The 21,790-nt window shown below is 62.6% G+C and carries 14 protein-coding genes and 3 tRNA genes; 12 read left to right on the top strand and 5 right to left on the bottom strand.

Going from position 1 to position 21,790, the window contains the following annotated elements:
* The first annotated feature begins 35 nt into the window (after positions 1 to 35).
* The 7 genes from AC6IZO_RS11080 to AC6IZO_RS11050 all read left to right on the top strand — a co-directional run bounded on the left by AC6IZO_RS11080 (position 36) and on the right by AC6IZO_RS11050 (position 6,734).
* Entirely contained in the window at positions 36 to 746 is a 711-nt protein-coding gene (locus tag AC6IZO_RS11080) for an ABC transporter ATP-binding protein (protein ID WP_497804856.1), read from the top strand.
* A 70-nt stretch (positions 747 to 816) separates the two neighbouring features.
* Positions 817 to 891: transfer RNA gene (locus tag AC6IZO_RS11075), tRNA-Gly, on the top strand.
* Positions 892 to 940: 49 nt separating this feature from the next.
* Positions 941 to 1,015, top strand: a tRNA-Cys gene (locus tag AC6IZO_RS11070).
* Between the two features lie 200 nt (positions 1,016 to 1,215).
* A tRNA-Cys gene (locus AC6IZO_RS11065) sits at positions 1,216 to 1,290 on the top strand.
* Positions 1,291 to 1,562: 272 nt separating this feature from the next.
* Positions 1,563 to 4,832: a DUF3857 domain-containing protein gene (locus tag AC6IZO_RS11060; protein ID WP_497804855.1), complete on the top strand. Its 3,270-nt coding sequence runs from the start codon at positions 1,563 to 1,565 to the stop codon at positions 4,830 to 4,832.
* A 305-nt stretch (positions 4,833 to 5,137) separates the two neighbouring features.
* Entirely contained in the window at positions 5,138 to 5,677 is a 540-nt protein-coding gene (locus AC6IZO_RS11055; RefSeq protein WP_497804854.1) for a sigma-70 family RNA polymerase sigma factor, read from the top strand.
* Positions 5,667 to 6,734: an energy transducer TonB gene (locus tag AC6IZO_RS11050; RefSeq protein ID WP_497804853.1), complete on the top strand. Its 1,068-nt coding sequence runs from the start codon at positions 5,667 to 5,669 to the stop codon at positions 6,732 to 6,734. Before AC6IZO_RS11055 ends, AC6IZO_RS11050 begins: the two co-directional genes overlap by 11 nt.
* Before the next feature lie 113 nt (positions 6,735 to 6,847).
* Here the strand turns inward: AC6IZO_RS11050 and AC6IZO_RS11045 are convergent, their stop codons facing one another.
* Complete coding sequence (locus AC6IZO_RS11045) at positions 6,848 to 7,654, bottom strand: UbiX family flavin prenyltransferase (protein ID WP_497804852.1); 807 nt, start codon at positions 7,652 to 7,654, stop codon at positions 6,848 to 6,850.
* Here AC6IZO_RS11045 and AC6IZO_RS11040 point away from each other — a divergent pair.
* The gene (locus AC6IZO_RS11040) at positions 7,647 to 8,519 is read left to right on the top strand and encodes a sigma-70 family RNA polymerase sigma factor (RefSeq protein ID WP_497804851.1); all 873 of its coding nucleotides are present in this window, start codon (positions 7,647 to 7,649) and stop codon (positions 8,517 to 8,519) included. The two genes, AC6IZO_RS11045 and AC6IZO_RS11040, sit on opposite strands and share 8 nt — an antisense overlap.
* Before the next feature lie 35 nt (positions 8,520 to 8,554).
* Here AC6IZO_RS11040 and AC6IZO_RS11035 read toward each other — a convergent pair whose 3' ends face one another.
* Positions 8,555 to 8,956: an RNA-binding S4 domain-containing protein gene (locus AC6IZO_RS11035; RefSeq protein WP_497804850.1), complete on the bottom strand. Its 402-nt coding sequence runs from the start codon at positions 8,954 to 8,956 to the stop codon at positions 8,555 to 8,557.
* A 335-nt stretch (positions 8,957 to 9,291) separates the two neighbouring features.
* On the opposite strand from AC6IZO_RS11035, the gene lysC reads away from it, so the two are divergent.
* From lysC to thrB, 4 genes are read left to right on the top strand one after another with little or no spacing between them, the layout of a single operon-like run.
* Positions 9,292 to 10,704, top strand: coding sequence for a lysine-sensitive aspartokinase 3 (gene lysC, locus AC6IZO_RS11030; RefSeq protein ID WP_497804849.1), 1,413 nt, complete (start codon positions 9,292 to 9,294; stop codon positions 10,702 to 10,704).
* Between the two features lie 22 nt (positions 10,705 to 10,726).
* The gene (locus AC6IZO_RS11025; RefSeq protein ID WP_497804848.1) at positions 10,727 to 12,010 is read left to right on the top strand and encodes a homoserine dehydrogenase; all 1,284 of its coding nucleotides are present in this window, start codon (positions 10,727 to 10,729) and stop codon (positions 12,008 to 12,010) included.
* Between the two features lie 29 nt (positions 12,011 to 12,039).
* Positions 12,040 to 13,257, top strand: coding sequence for a threonine synthase (gene thrC / locus AC6IZO_RS11020; RefSeq protein WP_497804847.1), 1,218 nt, complete (start codon positions 12,040 to 12,042; stop codon positions 13,255 to 13,257).
* 7 nt (positions 13,258 to 13,264) lie between these two features.
* Entirely contained in the window at positions 13,265 to 14,218 is a 954-nt protein-coding gene (thrB, locus tag AC6IZO_RS11015; RefSeq protein WP_497804846.1) for a homoserine kinase, read from the top strand.
* Positions 14,219 to 14,303: 85 nt separating this feature from the next.
* Here the strand turns inward: thrB and AC6IZO_RS11010 are convergent, their stop codons facing one another.
* Genes AC6IZO_RS11010 through gltB form a run of 3 tightly spaced genes read right to left on the bottom strand, consistent with a single transcriptional unit; the run spans position 14,304 to position 21,617 of the window.
* Complete coding sequence (locus AC6IZO_RS11010) at positions 14,304 to 15,572, bottom strand: ornithine cyclodeaminase, nickel-pincer nucleotide-dependent (RefSeq protein WP_497804845.1); 1,269 nt, start codon at positions 15,570 to 15,572, stop codon at positions 14,304 to 14,306.
* Positions 15,573 to 15,577: 5 nt separating this feature from the next.
* A complete protein-coding gene (locus AC6IZO_RS11005; protein WP_497804844.1) occupies positions 15,578 to 16,984 on the bottom strand; it encodes a glutamate synthase subunit beta in 1,407 nt (468 codons plus the stop codon).
* A complete protein-coding gene (gltB, locus tag AC6IZO_RS11000; protein ID WP_497804843.1) occupies positions 16,977 to 21,617 on the bottom strand; it encodes a glutamate synthase large subunit in 4,641 nt (1,546 codons plus the stop codon). Before gltB ends, AC6IZO_RS11005 begins: the two co-directional genes overlap by 8 nt.
* Positions 21,618 to 21,790 lie beyond the last annotated feature (173 nt).

The following is a 21,790-nucleotide window of genomic DNA, read 5'->3' as shown; positions in this document are numbered from 1 at the left end:
TTCCGTGCCCGTTCGTGTATCATCAAAGCTTTGAGATGCCGCCCATTATTCAGGTAGAAAACGTCGTCAAGACCTATCGCATCGGCAAGGTGGAAGTGCCGGCCGTGCGCGGAGTTTCCTTTGAAGTGGAGAAGGGCGAGTTCCTCTCCGTCGTGGGCCCGAGCGGCAGCGGCAAGAGCAGCCTCTTCTACATTCTGGGCGGCCTGACCAAGGCCGACGGCGGTCGCGTGCTGATCGACGGCGTGGATTTCGCCTCGCTCAACGACGCCCAGCGCACCCGCCTGCGCAAGAAGAAGATCGGCTTCGTCTTCCAGAAGTTCAACCTGCTGCCGACGCTCGATGCGCGCGGCAACATTGAGATTGCGCGCGACATCGCGGGCGAAGACGCCGACCACGATCCGGAACACTTCAAGAAGATTACGGAACTGCTTGGGATTGCCAAGCGCCTGCACCATCGGCCCAGCGAAATGAGCGGCGGCGAGCAGCAGCGCGTGGCGCTGGCCCGCGCCCTCATCAACAAGCCGGCCATTGTGCTGGCGGACGAGCCGACCGGCAACCTGGACACGGAGAACTCGCAGATTGTGCTGGAGATGCTGCGCGAGAGCAACCGCGAGCTGAACCAGACGGTGCTGATGATCACGCACAATCCTGAGGCTGCGGCCTTTGGCGACCGCATGATCCACATTCGCGATGGACGGCTGGTGCAGCCGGAGCTGGATCCGCAGTGGACGGGCGGGAAGCGCTAGGCGGCGCGCAATAATCCACAGGCCGGGCGTTTGACCGGCTCGGACGGCTTTGTTAAGATAATTGAGTCGAGCGGGAGTAACTCAGTGGTAGAGTGCGACCTTGCCAAGGTCGAAGTCGCGGGTTCAAATCCCGTCTCCCGCTCCAGAGATTTAGCCCTCGCCTCAGGCGGGGGCTTCGTGTGTACAGCCCTTCAGGCGCGGTAGCCAAGTGGTAAGGCAGAGGTCTGCAAAACCTCTATTCGGCGGTTCGATTCCGCCCCGCGCCTCCAATTTCTTCCCCCACAATTTAGGAACAACGTGCGAGGCCCTTCACTACGCTTAGGGCGTGCCTGCGAATTCGTCGCGCTGCGCAAATCTTTGAAGCGAATCACCCCGTTACTCCAGCGCGATTCTCATGGGCGTTACGCTGCACACAGCGCTAGACGAAAAGCCCCGGTTCACGCTAGCCTAATATTGTCCTTCCTCGGTCGGCGCGGTAGCCAAGTGGTAAGGCAGAGGTCTGCAAAACCTTTATTCGGCGGTTCGATTCCGCCCCGCGCCTCCAATTCCTTCTCACAATTTGCGAACCAGACGCGAGGCCTTCGCTGCGCTCAGGGTATTGCCTGTGGGACCGCGGCTCGCGTTGCTCACCTCACGCCAGAAGGGCGCGCCACAAGAGTTCATTCGCCTCACCGGGTATTTTCTGCTAAGTTGGCCTCACGATCGGCCCCGGCGAGGTGCTACCTGTTCAGTCCCCGCTTGTGCATCGTTGTTCCCGGGACTCAACTCAATTCGCGAGACAAAATGCAGGCTCGCAGAGTTACCGAGGGTCCTCTGATGCGCTCCAGTTACGTTGCCACAATCCTTTCTGTCTTGTTGCTCGTCCTTCTCTTCAATCCTGTACGGGCCGCAGCGCAGGTGCTGCCGGGGAAGGCTTCCGATGATTCCAAAGAGGCATGGATTGTGGAGCACGAGTTGACGATGATCCGTGCTGAGGAATCGGGGCAGGACGTGCGCGAACACAGCGCGGAAGTGCGGGTGCTTGCTGATGCTGGCGTGAAGCAGTTCGCGGTGCTCAACGTGAGCTATTCCAGCGCGAACGAGAATGTTGAAGTCGACTATGTGCGCGTGCGCAAGCCCGATGGAACCGTGGTCGTCACGCCGAGTTACAACATTCAGGACATGCCCGCCGACATTACGCGGACAGCGCCAATGTACAGCGATCTTCACGAGAAGCACATCACTGTGAAAGGGCTTGGCGTGGGCGATGTGCTGGAGTACAAAGTCCGCTTCCGCACCACCACACCGCAAATTCCAGGACAATTCTCCTATTCGCTGGAACCCACCACGGACGAGATCGTGCGTGATGAACAGATTGTCCTGAACGTGCCCCGGTCAAAGCACTTGACGGTGAAGAGCGACGAATTGAAGCCGGAGGTGAGCGACGAGGGAGACCGCCGCATCTATCACTGGAGGTCCAAGAACCTTGCTCGCAAGGCGGAGGATGCGCTCGAGCTCAAGAGCCAGAAAGGCACGAAGCCTCCGGCGATTGAAGTGAGCACGTTTGACACCTGGGCGCAGATTGGGCAGTGGTATTCGGATCTGCAGCGCGAACGCGTGGCAGTAACGCCGATGATCACAGCCAAGGCTGCCGAGTTGACGCGGGGGCTGAAGACGGATGACGAGAAGCTGCACGCCATTTATTTCTTTGTCGCCATGCGAGTGCACTATGTCGGCCTGAATTTTGGAATCGGGCGCTACCAGCCACACGCCGCAGAGGATGTGCTCGACAACGCCTATGGCGACTGCAAGGACAAGCACACGCTGCTGGCCTCGCTGCTGAAGGCCGCCGGATATGATGCATGGCCTGCACTGATCCACACTGCGCGACGGCTGGATCCCGACGTACCATCCCTCGGGCAGTTCAACCATGTCATTACCGTGGTGCCGCGCGGCGACTCTCTGATCTGGCTGGATACAACGAGCGAGGTAGCTCCGTTTGGTTCCCTGTTGACCGTGCTGCGTGACAAGCAGGTTCTTGTCATGCCGCCCGGGAAGCCTGCGCTGCTGATGACTACGCCCGCGAACAACGCAACGCCACAGGAACAGCGATTCACGGCCACCGCCAAACTCGGTGCCGACGGAGTACTGAAGGGCCATATTGTGCAGCGTTACCGGGGCGATGTTGCCGTGGCTCTCCGCAGTGCACTTCGGAGTCAGCCGGAGGCGAAATGGACGGAGCTTGTGCAGCGCTTCAGCTACGCCATCGGGTTCGGCGGAGAAGTCAGCAACGTCAACATCAGTCCGGTTGAGGACCTCGATCACCCGTTGGAAATCTCCTATGACTACCTGAGAAAGGACTACGCGGACTGGGAGAACCGGCAGATTCTAACCCTGATGCCATCCTTCGGCCTGATGTCCCAAACGCTGGCATGGAAGGACAAGACGCCGACCGAACCGGTATACCTTGGAGAAATTGGAGAAATCCGTTACGAGTCGGAAATCGAGCTGCCGCCGGGGAGTTCTCTGGCGTCGCCCACGGATACCGACATTGTCGAGTCTTACGCGGAGTATCATTCGCACTCTTCGCTCGACGGGCAGACCTTGAAGACCCGCCGGCAATTGGTGGTGAAGAAAGCTGAAATCCCAATTGCCGACTGGGGCAGCTTCCAGAAAATGGCGAAAGCGGAAAGCGAGGATGCGCGCCGGTATCTGCCGCTGCGGGGACTTGGAAAGAATGCGGACGGCGAGCTTCATTATGCTTCGCCGGAGGTTCTTGCCAAGCTGAACGAGGCGGAGAATGCCATACGAATGGGTGATACTTCGCGCGCCAAGGAATTGTTTGAGCAGGTGATTGCCATGGATCCCAAGGTGCCAACCGCCCACCTGAGTCTTGGCGTAATCTATGCCACTTTGGGACGACTTAAGGATGCTCTGTCGGAATTTCGCAAGGAAGAGGAGATTTCTCCGAACGACACACGCGCCTATCGTGCGGCGGCCCTGAGCGCTGAAATGGCCGATCCGGAGTCTGCACTGGATGAGTGGCGAAAGCTGCTGAAGGTGGATCCTTCCAATAAGGAAGCGGCCAGAAAGTTGAGCGGAATGTTGCTGGCTCGCAGAAGAAATGCGGAAGCGGCCGAAGTGCTGGCCAAAGGCGTGGAGCAAGACCCGCAGAACATGAGCCTGCGCTATGAACTGGGCAAGGCGCTACTTGCGGGCGGCGAGAAGGAGAAGGCATTGCCGCATCTGCGGGCCACGGCTGAAAGCGCTCTGAAGTCAGCCACGCCCGATTACTTGCAGCTGAATGAGATCGCCTACACGCTGGCGGATTCCAGCGTTGAGCTGGACCTGGCCGCCGAGTGCGCGGACAAGGCTCTGGCGGAACTTGATCGCCGCGCGCATGCCGCCGGGAATTCGGAGCAGGAACAGACGTCGGTCACAAGCGGTTACTCCATGTTGTGGGATACCGTTGGCTGGATATGGTTTCGCAAGGGCGATTCCAAACAGGCTGTCAGCTATGTTCGCAGTGCTTGGCTGCTGGGGCAGGAAGGTGTCGTCGGAATTCATCTTGCCGAGATCTACGAAAAGCTGGGAATGAAGCAGCAGGCGGCGCACACCTACTTTCTGGTATCTGCCGCCACGGCGCTGGAGCGTTCCGCGCTGCCGCCGGGCTTGGCGCGAATACAGCGGATGCAGCTCAGTATGGACGCAAGTCGCAAGGCCTCCGAGCGCTATAGGGCGCTGACGGGCAAGTCTATCAACGCAACGGAGCGCCTGCCCAACGGCAAATGGCCGATCTCTGCCACCGAAGAACTCGGGCAGATGCGCGAGGTGAAGCTGGGGACAGCGCCCGGCCCGAATGGCTCGGCTACTTTTGCACTTCGCTTTGAACCAAGTGGAGTGCTCTCCGCCACATTCATTGAGGGCGCCAAGGCAATCCAGCCTCTGAAGAAGCGGTTGGAAGCCTCGAAGTTCAAGCTGGAATTCCCGGAGGGAAGCCATGCCATGCTCTATCGGCGGGCGAGCGTGCACTGCAGCCAGTGGGCTCCCTGCAGTGCGGTTCTGCTGCCCCCGGAGGCGGCCGTGGTGCAGTTGCAGTTGCGGTAACACCCAAGGTGTCGCGCCGTGCTCGATCATGACGCCACGTTCAATTCTGACTTGGCGCGTGCGTCGAGATGACACGCCAAGCCTAGGACGCAGGTTGCCAAAGAGGTGTACCCGCCGTGGACACCAAGCGGCAGGCTTTCTTCCTTGCCAGGACTTGCCAGCGTCCATCCGAAGTTGACAGGCTCCCGCCATCCTGGTGCCATTTTTCTCGAAAAAGTCTTCTTCCCCCTCGTAACTTTTCAGCCTCAACGTCCAATGAATGAAGTGAGAAGTAGAGAAGTAAGAACGTTCCGCGGAGAGCGCCATTGAGGGCACTGAATTGCGAAGCCGATGAACGGCGGCTGGTGGAAGCCGCTCAGCGTGACCGTAGCCGATTTGCGTTGCTGTACGAGCAGAACTTTGCCCGCGTCTATGCCTACGTGGCGCGGCGGAGCCCGGGCAGGGAAGTGGCAGAGGATGTCACCTCGGAAGTATTCAAAGAGGCGCTGAGCAGCCTTCCGGAATTTGAGTGGCGCGGCACGCCGTTCATCGCCTGGCTCTACGGCATTGCGGCAAACCTGCTGGCGGAGCACTGGCGCAAAGACCGCGGATGCCGTGAAGTGCAGTGCGAATCCCTGCCTGAGGTTGGGCATGAACCGTCTGTGGAACGCGCGGCAATGTTGGCACAATTGGTGGAAGCGCTGCCGGACGACCAGCAGCTCGTGGTTCGTGCAAGGTTCGTGGAACAGAAGAGCATACGCGAGATTGCGCAGCAGTTGAGGCGCAGCGAGGGCGCGGTGAAGCAGTTGCAATTCCGTGCCCTGCAGACGCTTCGAGCGCGATTGGGAGGCGGACATGTCGGATAGCAGGCTGGCAGAAGAATTGAATGACTTGATTGATGCGCGGCTGAATGGGCGGGAGCGTGCAGGCGGCCGATCCGAGTTGATGGAGTTGCTCGATGTTGCCGATCTGTTGCGGCAACTGCCGCGCCAGGAGTTTCAGGGAGAACTTCGAGAGAAACTGTTGGCGGAAGCTGAGGTTCAGGAGCGGTCCGGCCTGCGCCCGGTGCTGGTTCGGAAATCCGCAACGAAGAAGGAACAGCAGGTGCTTCCCTCGCTGTTTGCTGCGGAGAGGCAACAGACGGCGCGAGCGCGTTGGAACTTTGCAGCCTCGTTCGCGCTGCATGCTGCCATGCTGGCACTGGTGCTGACCTCCGGCTGGTGGGTGGCCAAGCCGAAGACAGCACAGGTCAGGATTGTTTCAACCATTGCTGATCCGGGCAAGTACGTGTTCTCCGTGGGAAGCGGCAACATGGGCGGAGGAGGCGGTGGTGGCGGCCAGGACGCGCTTCCTGCCTCGCGTGGCGTGGCGCCTCGGTTCGCCGCCGAGCAACTGGCCCCGCCCGTGGTGGTGCTGCGCAATGAGGAGCCGAAGCTGGCGGTTGAAGCAACCGTGATTGGGCCGCCCCAGGTGAACGTACAGGCCGGGCAAATGGGAAATCCGCTGTCGACTCTGAGTGCACTCTCCAATGGAACAGGGCATGGCGGCGGAATTGGCGAGGGCACAGGCACGGGCATTGGCACAGGGCGCGGACCCGGTGTCGGAAATGGCTACGGCGGCGGCTATGGTGGCGGAGTGTACCGGGTTGGCAACGGCGTGAGTGCGCCGCGGCCCATCTACAAGCCGGAGCCGGAGTACTCGGAAGAAGCGCGCCGGGCCAAGTGGCAGGGCACGGTAACCTTGTGGGCAATTATCGGGACGGATGGGCGTGTGCACGAGATGCGTGTGCTGCGCGCAGTGGGCATGGGGTTGGAAGAAAAAGCCAAGGAGGGCGTGCGTACCTGGCGCTTTGAGCCGGCGATGCGGGACGGGCAGCCGGTGCCGGTGCAGGTGGCGATTGAAGTGGAGTTCCACCTCTACTAGCAGTTAGCACTTAGTGGCGAAGGCAATGCCAGCAAAGCAGCTCTCGAACGCACTCGAAAAATCGCAAGCCTCGCGATACTCCTCGCGGGGCTTTGCTGTGCAGCGGCTCCTGCCTACTGCCACCGTTTGAACTTGTTGTATTCAATGCCGAAAACATCAAGGATCTTGCCGACCATGTGGTCCGTCATGTCTGCGATGCTCGCGGGCTTGGTGTAGTAGGTGAGCACGGGCGGCATGATGATGGCGCCAGCATCGGCGGCCAGTTGCATGTTGCGGAGATGCACGCGATTGAATGGTGTCTCGCGCACCAGCAGCAGCAGCTTGCGCCGTTCCTTGAGGGTCACATCGGCGGCACGCAGCAGCAGGTTCTGCGAAAATCCGCTGGCGACGCCGGCCAGGGTCTTCATGCTGCAAGGGACAATCACCATGCCTTCGGTTTTGAAGGTGCCGCTGGAAATGCTGGCTCCCACGTCGTCGAGTTTGTAGCTGCGGGTCGCCAGGGATAGCATCTCGTCGGCGGAAATCTCGCACTCGTGAGCAATGGTCCGGCGCGCGCCCTCGCTGATCACCAGGTGCGACTCCCAGTCTTCAAGGGTCTGCAACTGCCGGAGCAGTGCCAGGGCCAGGGGAGCGCCACTCGCGCCGCTTACTCCGACGACCAATCGCTTCTTCTGCTGCATCGCGCTGTGCTCCTTCCGAGAAATCGCCTCAACCCGTGAACGTAGTGTGCAAGTGCACGAGCCGCACTCTCCTCGAAATTCTAGCTTACATGGGTTCAAATATCGCCGCCTGCCGGTGCGATTGTTGCCACCATTGTGAAGGGCGCGTCTCCCGTCGCAGGGGGAGGGGGCCGCTGCAAACTGGGTCGACGATTTCCCGGATGCGCTGTCGCGGCTTCTGCGTGCGCGGCGTGTGAGCATCAGGTACCATGACCTCATGCGTCCGGAACTGGAACAGGCAGCGACGCTGCTGCACAGTGGCAAGCGGGAAGACCTGGAGCGCGCGCTGGAGTTGATGCAGCGCACGGTTTACTCGTTCAGCATGAAGGTGTGCGGGCATCCGGAAGATGCTGAGGACACCATGCAGGATGTGCTGATGAAATCGCTGCCGCATCTGCGCAAGATCGAGAACGCCAAAGCGCTTGCGGTGTGGCTCTACAAGGTCACGCGTAATCGCTGCTGGATGAGCCGTCGCCGCAGCAAGTTCGCACCGAGCGAGACGCTCTCACTTGATGAGTTGATGCCGGACTCCGCCGAGTTGGAATCGATCACGGCGCGTGAGGGTGCCGATCCGGAGACCGAAGTGGCGCGCGAGCAGGAGTCCGAGCGCGTGCGCGCTGCCGTGCAGCGCATTCCCGCCAAGTACCGGCTCATTCTTGTGCTGCATGACATGGAGGAGCTGACGACCGGCGAGGTCGCGCTCATCATGGGGCTGACGGAAGGCGCCGTGCGTGTGCGCCTGCACCGCGCGCGACTGTTTGTCCGGCGTGAACTGGCCGCGCCATCAGTAACTCCGAAACCGAAGCGCAAGAAGCAGCCGAAGCCGCTCAGTTGCCGAGAGATGTTCGCCGGGTTGAGTGAATACCTGGACGGTCGCATGGATGAGCTGAAGTGCGAGCGCGTGCAGAAGCACCTGAAAGATTGCCCCGCGTGCGTTGCCTTCCTCAATGATTTGCGGCGTGCCGTGGAGCGTTGTCACAACGCCGAGGTGCCGTGTGAGCCGGCGGCGGCAGCCGCGCTGCGCAAGGTCCTGCTGGACGAATACACGCGCATGGCGCAGGCCTGACGTCTTCTTTACGAGCAGAAAATCAGGTGGTGAACTTAGTGTCCGCCGCGGAAGCTGATGATGCGGCGGCGGTCGCGCTTGGATGGGCGATGCTCCGGCGCGGGCTCATAGAACGCCATGCTCTTGCGCGCGGCGGCCACGCGCTGGCGGGCTTCCCGGCTGGCGTCGGTTTCATGGTAGAGCTTCTGCGCTTCGGTGGCAGGGCCGCGCAGGTCGCTCAGGCCCAGCACCTCCACTTCAAAATCGCCGCCCTCGGTGGTGATCTTCAGCATGTCACCCACGCGGACGTCGCGCGCGGGCTTGGCGTTCACGCCCTGGCAGAAAACTTTGCCCAGTTCGCAGGCCTTCTTGGCCAGAGCGCGCGTCTTGAAGAAGCGCGCCGCCCACAGCCACAGGTCCATGCGCACGCTGTTCGCGGAGGAAGCCGAATCCGTCATGCGTCCATCATACGATGCAACGGCGCACGTAGCTCAAGCGCCGCCCGATTTGGCCGATAAGCGGGACAGCCGGAGTCTTCGGCTGCGCATTGTGCCGGGGAGTAAAGTCCGGATTGACAGAGGCGCGCCAACCCGGTAGAGTAACCAGATCATGTTGAGCATCCGCCCCATTATTATTTCGATTACATCGACAGGTACATTCGTACCTGGCCGGGCGGGAGTCTCTGCATGAGTTTTTAGTTAAAACCCAGCAATCATCAGAGAGCCCACCGAGCCACAAGGCCGGTGGGTTTCTTCTTTTTGTGCGGTTTTGTGCGGAAAGTTGAGGAGCGGCGATGTTGGTGATGAAGTTTGGCGGAACGAGCGTGGAGAGTGCAGAGGCAATCGCGCGCGTGGCCTCAATTGTCCAAGGCAGGCTGGCGGCCCGGCCGGCCGTGGTGGTCAGCGCCATGGGAGGCGTGACCGACCGGCTGGTGACGATGGGGCAACTGGCGGCGTCAGGCAAACGCGCGGAGGCCGCCGCGGTGCTCGAGGAGATTCGCGAACGCCATCACCGGGCGGCGCGAGAAATGCTCGGAGCGCCCGCCGAGGCGACCTGCGCGAAGCTCGAGCCGCTGTTCGCGCAATGCGAGCAACTTCTGGACGAGCTGGCCGCAACCGGCATGGTCAGCGGCTCACGCTCCGACCGATTACTCTCCTTCGGCGAAATGCTCTCCAGCCTGCTTGTTGCCGACGCCTTCCACGCCTTCCAGATTCCCTCCTTTCACGTTGATTCCCGCGACTGCATTGTGACCGACGAACACTTCACGCGCGCCGTACCGGACCAGGCTCGCACGGAAGTTGCGACGCAGCGCGCGCTGCTTGGCCCCATGCAGGCCGGGCAGGTGCCGGTGATGGGCGGTTTTATCGCGCGCAGCGTTCGAGGCGCGGCCACCACGCTTGGGCGCGGCGGGTCGGACTTTTCCGCCGCCATCGTGGGCGCGGCCATCGGCGTGGATCGCATCGAAATCTGGACGGACGTCGACGGCATCATGACCACCGATCCGCGCCTGTGTCCGGAGGCGGAGAAGATCGACGAGATCAGCTTTGACGAAGCGGCCGAGCTTGCCTACTTCGGCGCCAAGGTGCTGCACCCGGCAACGCTGATACCGGCCGTCGATAAGGACATTCCGGTTTTCGTATTGAATTCGCGCAATCCGCAGGGCAAGGGAACCTGCATTCGTGCACGCGCCAGCCACGGCCGCAGCGCCTTCCGCGCCATCGCCGTCAAGAAGGGTGTCACGCTCATCAACGTGAAGGCCCCGCGCATGCTGATGTCTTACAGCTACCTGCGAGAACTGTTCCAGTGCTTTGAGCGCCACGGCGTTCCGGCCGATCTGGTGTCAACCTCGGAGGTGAGTGTCTCCGTGGCGCTGGAGACGGCGCGCAACGTGGAAGCGTTGGCGAACGACCTGCGCAGGCTCGGCCATGTGGAGGTCAATCCGGGCAAGGCCATCATCTGCCTGGTGGGTGAGAACATCCGCGGCATCATCGGCATCGCGTCAGAGGTGTTTGGTGTGGTGTCCCGCGCTGGCGTGAACCTGCACATGATTTCGCAGGGCGCATCGGAGATCAACATCAGCTTTGCGGTGGAAGAAAAGCAGTCCGCCGAGGCCGTGCGTGCGTTGCATCGTCACCTGTTCGGCGCCAACGCACACAAGCTGCAACTGAGAGTGGCCGACACGGCCGCACAAACGGCACAGGCATAACGCCGAGGGGATGGAGAAACAGATGTCAGCAGGAAAGAGCAATTCGGAATGTAGCGCGCCGTTGCGCGTGGCGCTGGCGGGCTTCGGCACGGTAGGCAGCGCGGTGGCGCGGATTCTGTGCGGCCCCGAGCAGGCATCGCGCCTGCAACTGACGCACGTCTTCAACCGCGGCGTGGAGCGCAAGCGCGCCCAGTGGAATGGCCCGGAACTCCGTTGGACCGAGAGCATGGACGAGGTGCTGGCCGCCGACGTGGACGTGCTGGTGGAACTGGTGGGCGGCGTGGAGCCGGCAAACCAGTGGGTGCGCCGCGCGCTTGAAAGTGGCAAGCACGTGGTGACGGCCAACAAACAGCTCATTGCGCATCACGGGCCGGAACTAGCGGAGCTGGCGCACAAGTGTGGCCGCACGCTCGCTTTCGGCGCCTCCGTGGCCGGCGGCGTGCCAGTGCTGGATGCCTTGCAGGAAGGGCTCGCCGGAGACAATCTGTTCCGCGTGCAAGGCGTGCTGAACGGCACCTGCAACTACATTCTGAGCAAGATTGAGAACGAAGGCACACCGTTCGCGCAGGCGCTGGTGGAGGCACAGAAGGCAGGTTTTGCCGAGGCCGATCCGACCGCCGACGTGGATGGATACGATGCCCGCGCCAAGCTGGTGATTCTCTCTCGCGTGGGCCTGAATGCCGTGGTGAATCCCGACGAGGTGCTTTGCGAAACCATTCGTACCATCGGGCCGGTGGACTTCGATTACAGCCACCATCTTGATTGCACGGTGCGGCAGGTCTCTCGCGCGGAACTTTGCGACGGCCAGTACAAGGCCACGGTGCAGCCGGCGCTGGTTGCCCGCGACAATCCGCTGGCGGAACTGGTCGGCGGGCAGAACCTTGTCATCTCCACCGGCGTTTATGGCGGCGACACGATTTTTGCCGGTCACGGTGCTGGCGGCAATCCGACGGCCGTGGCCGTGGTCAGCGACCTGCTTGGAATTGCGCGACTTCATCCGCACACCAGCAACGGCTGGGCGCCGCAGCCGCGCTACGCGGTGAGCGCAGACTTTGTGAACCCTTGGTATCTTCGCTTCGTGGTCAAAGACCGGCCGGGCATTGTGGCAGCTCTGGCCAGCGCGCTGGCACGGCATGAGATCAACATTGATGCGCTGCTGCAGAAGCCGGGCTACGATAAATCCGCGCTGCCGTTCGTCATTACCCTGGAGCCGTGCAGCACGCTGAAGGTGAAGCAGGCGCTGGAAGAAATCGCGAAATTCGACTTCCTTGTGGAGAAGCCGCTCAGCCTGCCGATGCTGGGCTGAGGACACACGACATGCGAGAAGGAGACGGAATGTATCTGCGTTGTCATCGCCGGGAGTGCGGCACAAAGCTGGAGTTGCATGACCGGGCGCTGGAGTGTCCGCGTTGCGGAGACCTGCTGGAAGTTGCGGTGGACGAAGCGCCCATGCCGCCGGAGGCGCTGAAGCAGTTGTGGCGCGAGCGGCGGATGTCACGCGACCCGCGTGACGTGAGCGGCGTGTGGCGCTATCGCGAACTGCTACCTGACTACGCCGCCGACAAAGTGGTGACGCTTGGCGAGGGCAACCCGCCGCTGGTGCGCGGCCAGCGCACGGCGCAGTGGGCAGGCGTGCGCGACCTGCAATTCAAGCACTTGGGTTGGAATCCGACGGGCTGCTTCAAAGACCTTGGCATGACCACCGGCATGACCGAGGCCGTGCGTGCCGGAGCGCGCGTGGTGGCCTGCGCCAGCACGGGCAATACGGCGGCCTCAATGGCGGCCTACGCGGCGCGCGCGGGCGTTGTCGGCCGCGTCTATCTTCCGGCTGGACAAGTCTCGCTGAACAAGCTGGCACAGGCGCTCGACTTCGGGGCCGAGGTGGTGGAGGTCGAAGGCAGCTTTGACGATGCGTTGAACACGCTGCTGGCGGAGACCGGCAGCGAAATCTACTTTCTCAACTCGATCAACCCATTTCGCATTGAAGGCCAGAAGACGACGATGTTCGAACTGCTAGACCAGTTGAATTGGCAGGCGCCGGATTACCTTGTGGTTCCCGGCGGAAACCTAGGCAACTCGGCGGCGTTTGGCAAGGCGTTTGAGGAGATGCTCCGCTTTGGCCTGATTGAGCGTGCGCCGAAGATGGTAGTGGTGCAGGCCGCGGGCGCCAACCCGTTCGCGCAATTGTGGCAGAGCGGGGCAAGCGAGCTTACGCCGGTCGCGCACCCGGAGACGGCGGCGACGGCCATACGCATCGGCAATCCGCGCTCGTGGCGCAAATCTCTGCGTGGTGTGCAGGCCACTGGAGGATGCGTGCTCGACGTGAGTGAGGAAGAAATCTCCGAGGCGAAGGCAACCATTGGCCGCGATGGCATCGGCTGCGAACCTGCGTCGGCCGTGACCTTGGCGGGCCTGCGCAAGTTGCGGCGCGCCGGTACGGTGGCGGAAGATGCGAGCGTGGTGGCCATCCTCACCGGACATGTGTTAAAAGACACCAATTACATCATTCAGCAGCACAAGTCCCGCGCGACGGAGAGCGCCCATGCCGAATGAGAATCTTGTGAAACTGACCGCGGCGCTGCCGCTGCTCAAGGAGGGGCGCGTGGAGATTCGCGTGCCCGCCTCGTGCGCCAACCTCGGTCCAGGCTTTGACACGCTGGGCGTGGCGCTGCGGCTGTACCTCACGCTCAACGTGGAGCTGGCCGAAGGCGAGGGCGCGCTGGAGTTCGAGTTTGTGAACCAGCGGCTCGACGGCGAAAACTATATTGAGCGCGCGTTCCGCTTCCTGGAGCGCCAGCAGGGACGCGCGTTTCCGTCTATGCGCATCAAGGTTCACAGCGACATTCCAATGAAAGGCGGGCTGGGCAGCAGTGCGGCGGCCACCGTCGCAGGGCTGCGCTTGTATGAGGCCGTGGCGGGTGCACTGCCGGAGCAGGGCCTGCTCAACGCGGCCTGTACGCTCGAAGGCCACCCGGACAACGTGGCGGCGGCGCTGCTCGGCGGGCTGACCGCGAGCTGCCAGCTCACGGACGTCTCGGTGTTCGCGGCACGCCTGCGCTGGCCGGAGAACCTGCAGTTCATGGTCATCACACCGGAGATGGCGCTGGCGACCTCGACGGCACGCTCCGTGCTGCCGGACCTTGTGCCGCGCTCGCACGCAGTCTTCAACCTGCAGCGTCTCTCACTGCTGCTTCAGGCGTTGCAGACTTCGAACTTTGCATTGCTGCGCGAGGCCCTGCGCGACCGCCTGCATCAGCCCTTCCGCCAGAAGCTGGTGCCGGGGTTGGAGCAGATCCTCGCGCTCGATCATCCGGACCTGTTGGGTGCCTGCCTGAGCGGCGCGGGACCGTCGATCATGACGTTTGCCGAGCGCAATCTCGACGATGTGGAGCGCGCGCTACGTGAGACGTACGACAAGGTCGGCCTGCCATACAAGCTGCGCCGCCTGACGGTTCATCAGGAGCCGCTGGAGCCGGAAAGCTCGCTGGCCAACGCCCGCACGCTCTGCTGCTGAAACATCACGATAGGCAACGAAGCATCTGACATGAGAAAGGCCGGGCAATCCGCCCGGCCTTGTTCGTGAAGTTGCAGTTTTAAGGCTAGTGAGATGTGACGGCAGGCAGCGTGGTGCTGGCCAGCGGGCCGGTGCCGAGACCGAGCGCCTCGGAGAGTTCGCGTACGAACAACTCCGCGTCGGTTACAACTCCGAGCGCCTGGAAGGTGCCGCGGTCGGCGAGTTTGGTGACGACTGCGGGGTTGATGTCGACGGCGACGACCTTGGTCGAGGCTGGCAGCATGTTGCCCGTGGCAATGGAGTGCAGCATGGTGGCGATCATCAGCACCAGCTCCACGCCCTGCAACGCCGAGCGCATCTTTTTCTGCGCTTCCACCGTATCGGTGATCACGTCCGGCAGTGGGCCGTCATCGCGCACCGAGCCGGCCAGCACTAGGTCCACATTGTGTTTCACGCACTCATACATCACGCCTTCGCGCAGGATGCCCTGCTCCACGGCCTTGTGGAGAGAGCCTGCGCGGCGGATGACATTGATGGCGTGCATATGATGGCGATGTCCGCCTTCGACGGGCTCGCCGCTGCGTAGAGCCACGCCGAGCGAGGTGCCGAGCAGCACGCTCTCCACGTCATGCGTGGCAATGGCGTTGCCGCCGAAGAGCGCCTGCACATAGCCGCCCCGGATGAGGCGCGCGAGGTTCGGCCCGGCGCCGCTGTGAATGATGGCGGGCCCGGCGACGACGAGGATGCGTCCGCCGCGCGAGTGCACGCCCTTCATCTGCCGCGCAATCTGCTCAATCAGCAGGCGCTTGGGCCGTTCGCTGGAAACGTCGCTGGCCATGAAGGTGAACAGCTCGCGGTCGCGCGAACGTTCGGGCGGAATCACGCGGATGCCTTCGTGCCCGATGGCAACCAGGTCGCCCTTGCGCACGCTGGCCATGGGAAGCATGCGCGCGTGCTTCTTCTCGGCATCCACCACAATGACCAGATCCATCTCGGTACCGCCCACCGGCACCCACTGGCCAAGCAGGCGCACCTGCGTGGGCATGTGCGTGGTGGAGTAAAAGTCGTCGGGCAGAGCGCCGTCGCAAGGGGCTTCGCGCAACTGCACATCACCGTGCGAAGTCAGCACGGCGCCGTACTTCTGCAGCGCGACAAGAATGGCGTCGAGCTTGCTGTTGCTGTCGCTCGCCACCTGGAGGCGCGCAAACGAGGCTTCGTTCTTGCGCCGTCCCACCTGGATTTCCATGATCTCGAACGAGCCGCCCATGTCCATGATGGTGTCAAACACCTTGGGCAGCACCCACGAGTCAATGATGTGACCTTCGAGGATGATTTCTTCTGTATAACCGCTCATGATCCCTATTGCCTTAAATACGCGTCAACCGCGGCGGCGGCCTTGCGTCCTTCGCTGATGGCCCAGACGACCAGTGACTGTCCCCGGCGCATATCGCCGGCGGCGAAGACGTCGTTCACCGAAGTCTGGTAATTCTCGCTGGTCTTCACGTTGCCGCGCTGGTCAAGCTCGAGTCCGAGCTGCTCAATCATGCCGTTGCGCACCGGGCCGGTAAAGCCCATGGCGATCAGCACGAGTTCGGCCTTGACCGTGAATTCGCTGCCCGCGACAGGCTCGAACTTCGGCGGCGGACCCACCTTGATGCACCGCAATTCGCTCAGGTTGCCGTTGGCGTCGCCCACAAACTCCAGCGTGTTCACCGCCCACTCTCGCGTGCCGCCTTCTTCGTGCGCGCTCTCCGTGCGCAGTTGCAGCGGCCACAGCGGCCACGGCGTCTGCGGAGCGCGGTCCTCGGGAGGCTTGGGCATGATCTCAAACTGGCGGACGCTCGCCGCACCCTGTCGATGACAGGTGCCAAGGCAATCGGCGCCGGTGTCTCCGCCGCCGATGATGACCACGTTCTTGCCCGTGGCGAGAATCGATTCCTGCTCCGGCACCTCATCACCAAGGAAGCGGCGCGTGGCCTGTGGCAGAAACTCCATTGCAAAATGAATGCCCTTGAGTTCGCGGCCGGGGATGCGCAGGTTGCGCGGCGTCTCCGAGCCGCCCGCCAGCAGCAGCGCGTCGTAGTCATGGTGCAACTGCTCCACGCTGACGTTGACGCCCACATGCGCGTTGGTGACGAACTCGACGCCCTCGGCTTCCATCAGCTTCAACCGCCGGTCAATGATGTGCTTTTCCAGCTTGAAGTTCGGAATGCCATAGCGGAGCAGTCCGCCAATGCGGTCGTTCTTCTCGTAGACGCGCACGGTGTGCCCGGCGCGGCAGAGTTGCTGCGCGGCCGCCAGTCCCGCGGGGCCGGAGCCGATGACGGCTACGGTGCGCGCGGTGCGATGTGCCGGAGGCTCGGGGGCAATCCAGCCCTCGGCAAAGGCGTGTTCGATGATCGTCTTCTCAATCTGCTTGATGGTCACCGGCGGCTGGTTGATGCCGAGCACGCAGGCAGCCTCGCAGGGGGCAGGGCAGATGCGTCCGGTGAACTCGGGGAAGTTGTTCGTCGAGTGCAGCCGGCGGATTGCCTCTTCCCAGCGTCCGCGATAGGTCAGGTCATTCCAGTCGGGAATGATGTTGCCGAGCGGGCAGCCGTTGTGGCAGAAGGGCACGCCGCAATCCATGCAGCGCGAACCCTGTTTCTGAATCTTCTCCTGCGGCAACTCCACGTAAACTTCGTTCCAGTCGTGCACACGCTCGGTGGCGGAGCGGCGGCTGGCGACTTCTCGCGTGACTTCAAGGAATCCGGTGGGCTTACCCATGTTGCACCTCGCTGGCGGAGGCGGCGAGGGCGCGCCCCGGAATGTAAGCCTCGGTACATCGTTCACGCCCGAGTACACGTTTGTACTCGTGCGGGAAGACCTTGATGAAGCGCGGCAGAATCGTTGACCAGTTCTGGAGAATCCAGCGCGCGCGCGGGCTCGAGGTGAGTCCGGCGTGCTTGATGATGAGGTCGCGCACAAGCTTGATATCTTCTTCGCTCTCGACCGGTTCGAGATCCACTGAAGCCTGGTTGCAGCGATGCGTGGCAAAGTCACCCGCAAGATCGAGCACGTAGGCCACGCCACCACTCATGCCGGCCGCGAAGTTGCGCCCCGTGGAGCCGAGCACTAGTACCAGACCGCGCGTCATGTATTCGCAGCCGTGGTCGCCAACGCCCTCCACAACGGCGGTGGCGCCGGAGTTGCGCACGGCAAACCGTTCGCCCGCCATGCCGGAGAAGAAGGCTTCGCCGGTGGTGGCGCCGTAGAGCACCACGTTGCCGACGATGATGTTCTCCTCGGGCAGGAACGGCGAGGTGCGCGGCGGGTAGACGACGATGGTGCCGCCGCTCAGTCCCTTGCCAACGTAATCATTCGCGTCGCCTTCGAGCGTGAGCGAGATGCCGTGCGCGAGGAACGCGCCGAAGCTCTGACCGGCCGAGCCTTGGAAGGCAAGTTGAATCGTGCCTTCGGGCAGCCCCTCCGCGCCGTAACGCCGTGCCACTTCGCCACTCAGCATGGTGCCGACCGAGCGGTGCACGTTGCGGATGGCGTTGCTCTGTATCACGCGCGCGCGCGATTCCAGCGCCGCGCGGCACTGCGTGATGAGTTGGTGATCGAGCGACTGTTCGAGTCCGTGATCCTGTTTCTGCGTGCAGCGGCGTGAGACGCGTCCCGGCACCGGGGGCGCATAAAGAATGGTCGAAAGGTCGATGCCCTTGGCCTTCCAGTGGTCGGCCGCCAGTTGCACGTCGAGCATTTCAACGTGGCCCACCATGTCGTCAAACTTGCGGAAGCCAAGCTCGGCCATGTACTGGCGAACCTGCTCGGCAAGATAGAAGAAGAAGTTGACGACGTGCTCGGGCTGCCCTTGGAAGCGTGCGCGCAACGCGGGGTCCTGCGTGGCCACGCCCACCGGGCAGGTGTTCAGGTGGCACTTGCGCATCATGATGCAGCCGAGCGCGATGAGTGGCGTGGTGGCAAAACCGAATTCCTCTGCGCCCAGCAGCGCGGCAATCACCACGTCGCGGCCCGTCTGCAGCTTGCCATCGGTTTGCAGACGCACGCGGCTGCGCAGATCGTTGAGCAGCAGCACCTGCTGCGCCTCGGCCAGTCCAAGCTCCCACGGAATGCCCGCGTGGCGGATGGAACTGAGCGGCGAGGCGCCGGTGCCGCCGTTGTCTCCGCTGATGAGGATGACGTCGGCATGGGCCTTGGCCACGCCGGCGGCCACGGTGCCCACGCCGACTTCGGCTACCAGCTTTACCGAGATGCGCGCCTCGGGGTTGACGTTCTTGAGGTCGTAGATGAGCTGCGCCAGATCCTCAATGGAATAGATGTCGTGGTGCGGTGGCGGCGAAATCAATCCGACGCCGGGGATGGAGTGGCGCACCCGAGCGATGACGTCATCCACCTTGTGCCCGGGAAGCTGACCGCCCTCGCCGGGCTTTGCGCCCTGTGCCATCTTGATCTGCAGCTCGTCGGCGTTGACCAGGTAGTGCGTGGTCACGCCAAAGCGCGCCGAAGCCACCTGCTTCACGGAAGAGCGCCGCAGGTCGCCGTTGGCGTCGCGCGTAAAGCGTGCCTCGTCTTCGCCGCCCTCACCGGTGTTGGAGCGGCCGCCAATGCGGTTCATGGCGATGGCCAGTGTCTCGTGCGCCTCCTTGCTGATGGAGCCGAACGACATGGCTCCGGTGGCAAAGCGCTTCACAATCTCCTTTGCCGGCTCCACTTCTTCGAGCGGCACCGGGTGCGTGCCTTCCTTAAGGCGCAGCAGGCCGCGCAGCGTGCACAGGTCGCGGTTCTGGTTGTCGATCAGGTCCGTGTATTCGCGGAAGGTCTTCTCATTCGAGTTGCGCACCGCATGTTGCAGCTTGCTGATGGTGTTCGGGTTCAGCAGGTGCAATTCGCCGTCGCGGCGGAAGGCGTACTGCCCGCCGACGGTGAGGTCGGTTTCCGACTGCGTGAGCGGCTTCCACGCATAGGCGTGGCGCATGGCGGCTTCGCGCGCCACCACGTCCAGGCCAATGCCTTCAATGCGCGAGACGGTGCCCGCAAAGTAGGCGTCCACCAGTTTGCGGCTGAGGCCGATGGCCTCAAACACCTGCGCGCCGCGGTAGCTCTGCAGCGTGCTGATGCCCATCTTCGAGAACGTCTTGAGCAGGCCTTTGTTGATGGCCTTGGTGTAGTTCTTCACCGCCTTGTCGGCGGTCAGGCCTTCAGGCAGCAGGTTGCGCTCGGCCAGGTCTTCGATGGTCTCAATCGCAAGGTACGGGTTCACGGCACTGGCGCCGTAGCCGATCAGCAGCGCAAAGTGCATGACCTCGCGCGGCTCTCCGGATTCGAGAATGAGCGCCACCTGCGTGCGCGTGCCTTCCTGCACCAGCAGGTTGTGCACGGCAGTCATGGCCAGCATGCTCGGAATGGGCGCGTAGTTTTCGTCCAGACCGCGGTCGCTGAGGATGAGCAGCGTGTAGCCGTTGCGCACGGCCAGCGAGGCGCGTCGGCCCAGTTCGTCGATGGCGCGCTTCAGCCCGGCCTCGCCCTCTTCGGGACGGAAGGCGATGGTCAGCGTGGTGGCCAGCAGGTCTCCGTTCGAGATGCGGCGGAGTTTTTCCAGCTGGCGATTGGTCACAATCGGCTGCTCCAGGCGCAACGTGTGGCAGTTGCGCGGAGTCTCTTCGAGGATGTTGCGCTCGGTGCCGATGTAGCTGATCAGCGACATCACCATCTCTTCGCGGATGGGGTCGATGGGTGGATTGGTGACCTGCGCAAATAATTGCTTGAAGTAATTGAAGAGCAGTTGCGGCTTGCTCGACAGGCACGCCAGCGGCGTGTCCGCGCCCATGGAGCCGATGGGCTCCTGGCCGTTGGCGGCCATGGGTTCAAGGATGAACTTCAGGTCTTCGAGCGTGTAGCCGAAGGCGCGCTGGCGGCGCAGCAGGCTGTCCTGGTCAAAGCCGTGGACGCGCGCAGGCTCCGGCAACTGGCTCAGGCGAATTTGGTTTTCCTTCAGCCACTCGGCGTAGGGATGGCGCGAGGCCAGCGTCTGCTTGATCTCTTCGTCGCCAATGATGCGGCCCGCGACGGTATCGACGAGGAACATGCGCCCCGGCTGCAGGCGGCCCTTCTTCTTCACGTCCTCGGCGGGAATGTCGAGCACGCCTGCCTCGGAGCTGAGCACCACCAGGTCATTGTTGGTGATGACGTAGCGTCCGGGGCGCAGGCCGTTGCGGTCAAGCGTGGCGCCGATCAGGCGTCCGTCGGTGAAGGCAATGGCCGCGGGGCCATCCCACGGCTCCATCAGCGAGCAGTGGTATTCGTAAAACGCTTTCTTCGCGGGGTCCATGTGCTCGGCACCGGCCCAGGCTTCGGGAATCAGCATGGCGAGCACGTGCGGCAGCGAGCGTCCGGCCTGGAAGAGCAGTTCCACCGCATTGTCGAATGAAGCCGAATCGCTGCCGCCGGGCGTGATGACCGGGAACAGCTTTTTGATGTCGTCGCCGAACAGCGGGCTGGCCAGAATCGATTCGCGCGCGTGCATCCACGCCACGTTGCCTTTAAGGGTGTTGATTTCTCCGTTGTGGGCGATGTAGCGGTAGGGATGGGCGAGTTGCCAGCTTGGGAAGGTGTTGGTGGAGAAGCGTTGGTGAACCAGACACAGCGCACTGACCAGCTCTGGGTCGCTCAACTCCTGATAGAAGCGTTGGATTTGAGGCGCCAGCAGTAAGCCCTTGTACACGATGGTTCGACAGCTCAGAGAGGGGATGTAGAACGTTGAGCGGCTCTCGGCGTCGCGGGCAATCTCGTGCTCCACGCGCTTGCGAACGATGTAGAGCCTTCGCTCAAAGCTGTCTTCATCCATCTCGTCAGGCTTGGCCAGGAAGACCTGCTGGATGTAAGGCTGAGAGGCACGGGCCACGCGGCCGATCGCTTCGCCGTCCACCGGCGTGTCGCGCCAACCGAGCACGCTCAGCCCTTCCTCCTGCGCAATGCGCTCCAGTACGCCCTCGCAGCGGAGCCGCGCTTGGCGCTCAACAGGGAAGAAGACCATGCCGACGCCGTAATGTCCGGGTTCAGGCAGCGCAAAGCCCAGCGCCGCGCACTCACGCACAAAGAACGCGTGCGGAATCTGAATCAGAATGCCGGCGCCGTCGCCGGTCTCCGGGTCGCATCCGGCGGCGCCGCGATGCGTGAGGTTGATGAGGACCTGTATGCCCTGTTCGACGATGGTGTGGCTCTTGTCGCCGCCGATGCTGGCGACAAAGCCCATACCGCAGGCGTCATGCTCGTTGCGCGGGTCATAGAGACCTTGCGCGGGAGGCAGCCCGTAGCGAGTCTGCTGCTGAAGTTCCTCGCTTGCGGGACGCTGGTGGGCCTCCGGCGAGCTGGAGGTGGATTCGATCGGTTGCATCTCGTAACCCCCTTGGGTGCTCAAAGCTGAAAGTGTCTTGCGCCTGGGCCGAAAACTGGGCCGGAAAACGAAACCCGCCGCTGGTGGCGGCGGGTAGTGAACTTTATAGAGTGACTTTCTCTTTAGCTCTCCACCCGCTTTGGAATATGGGCCGACGGCACGGCCGGAATAAT

This window comes from Oryzophilus luti, from assembly GCF_059726245.1.
Note: the sequence above shows the minus strand (reverse complement) of the source record. Positions and strands in the feature narration are given on the sequence as shown.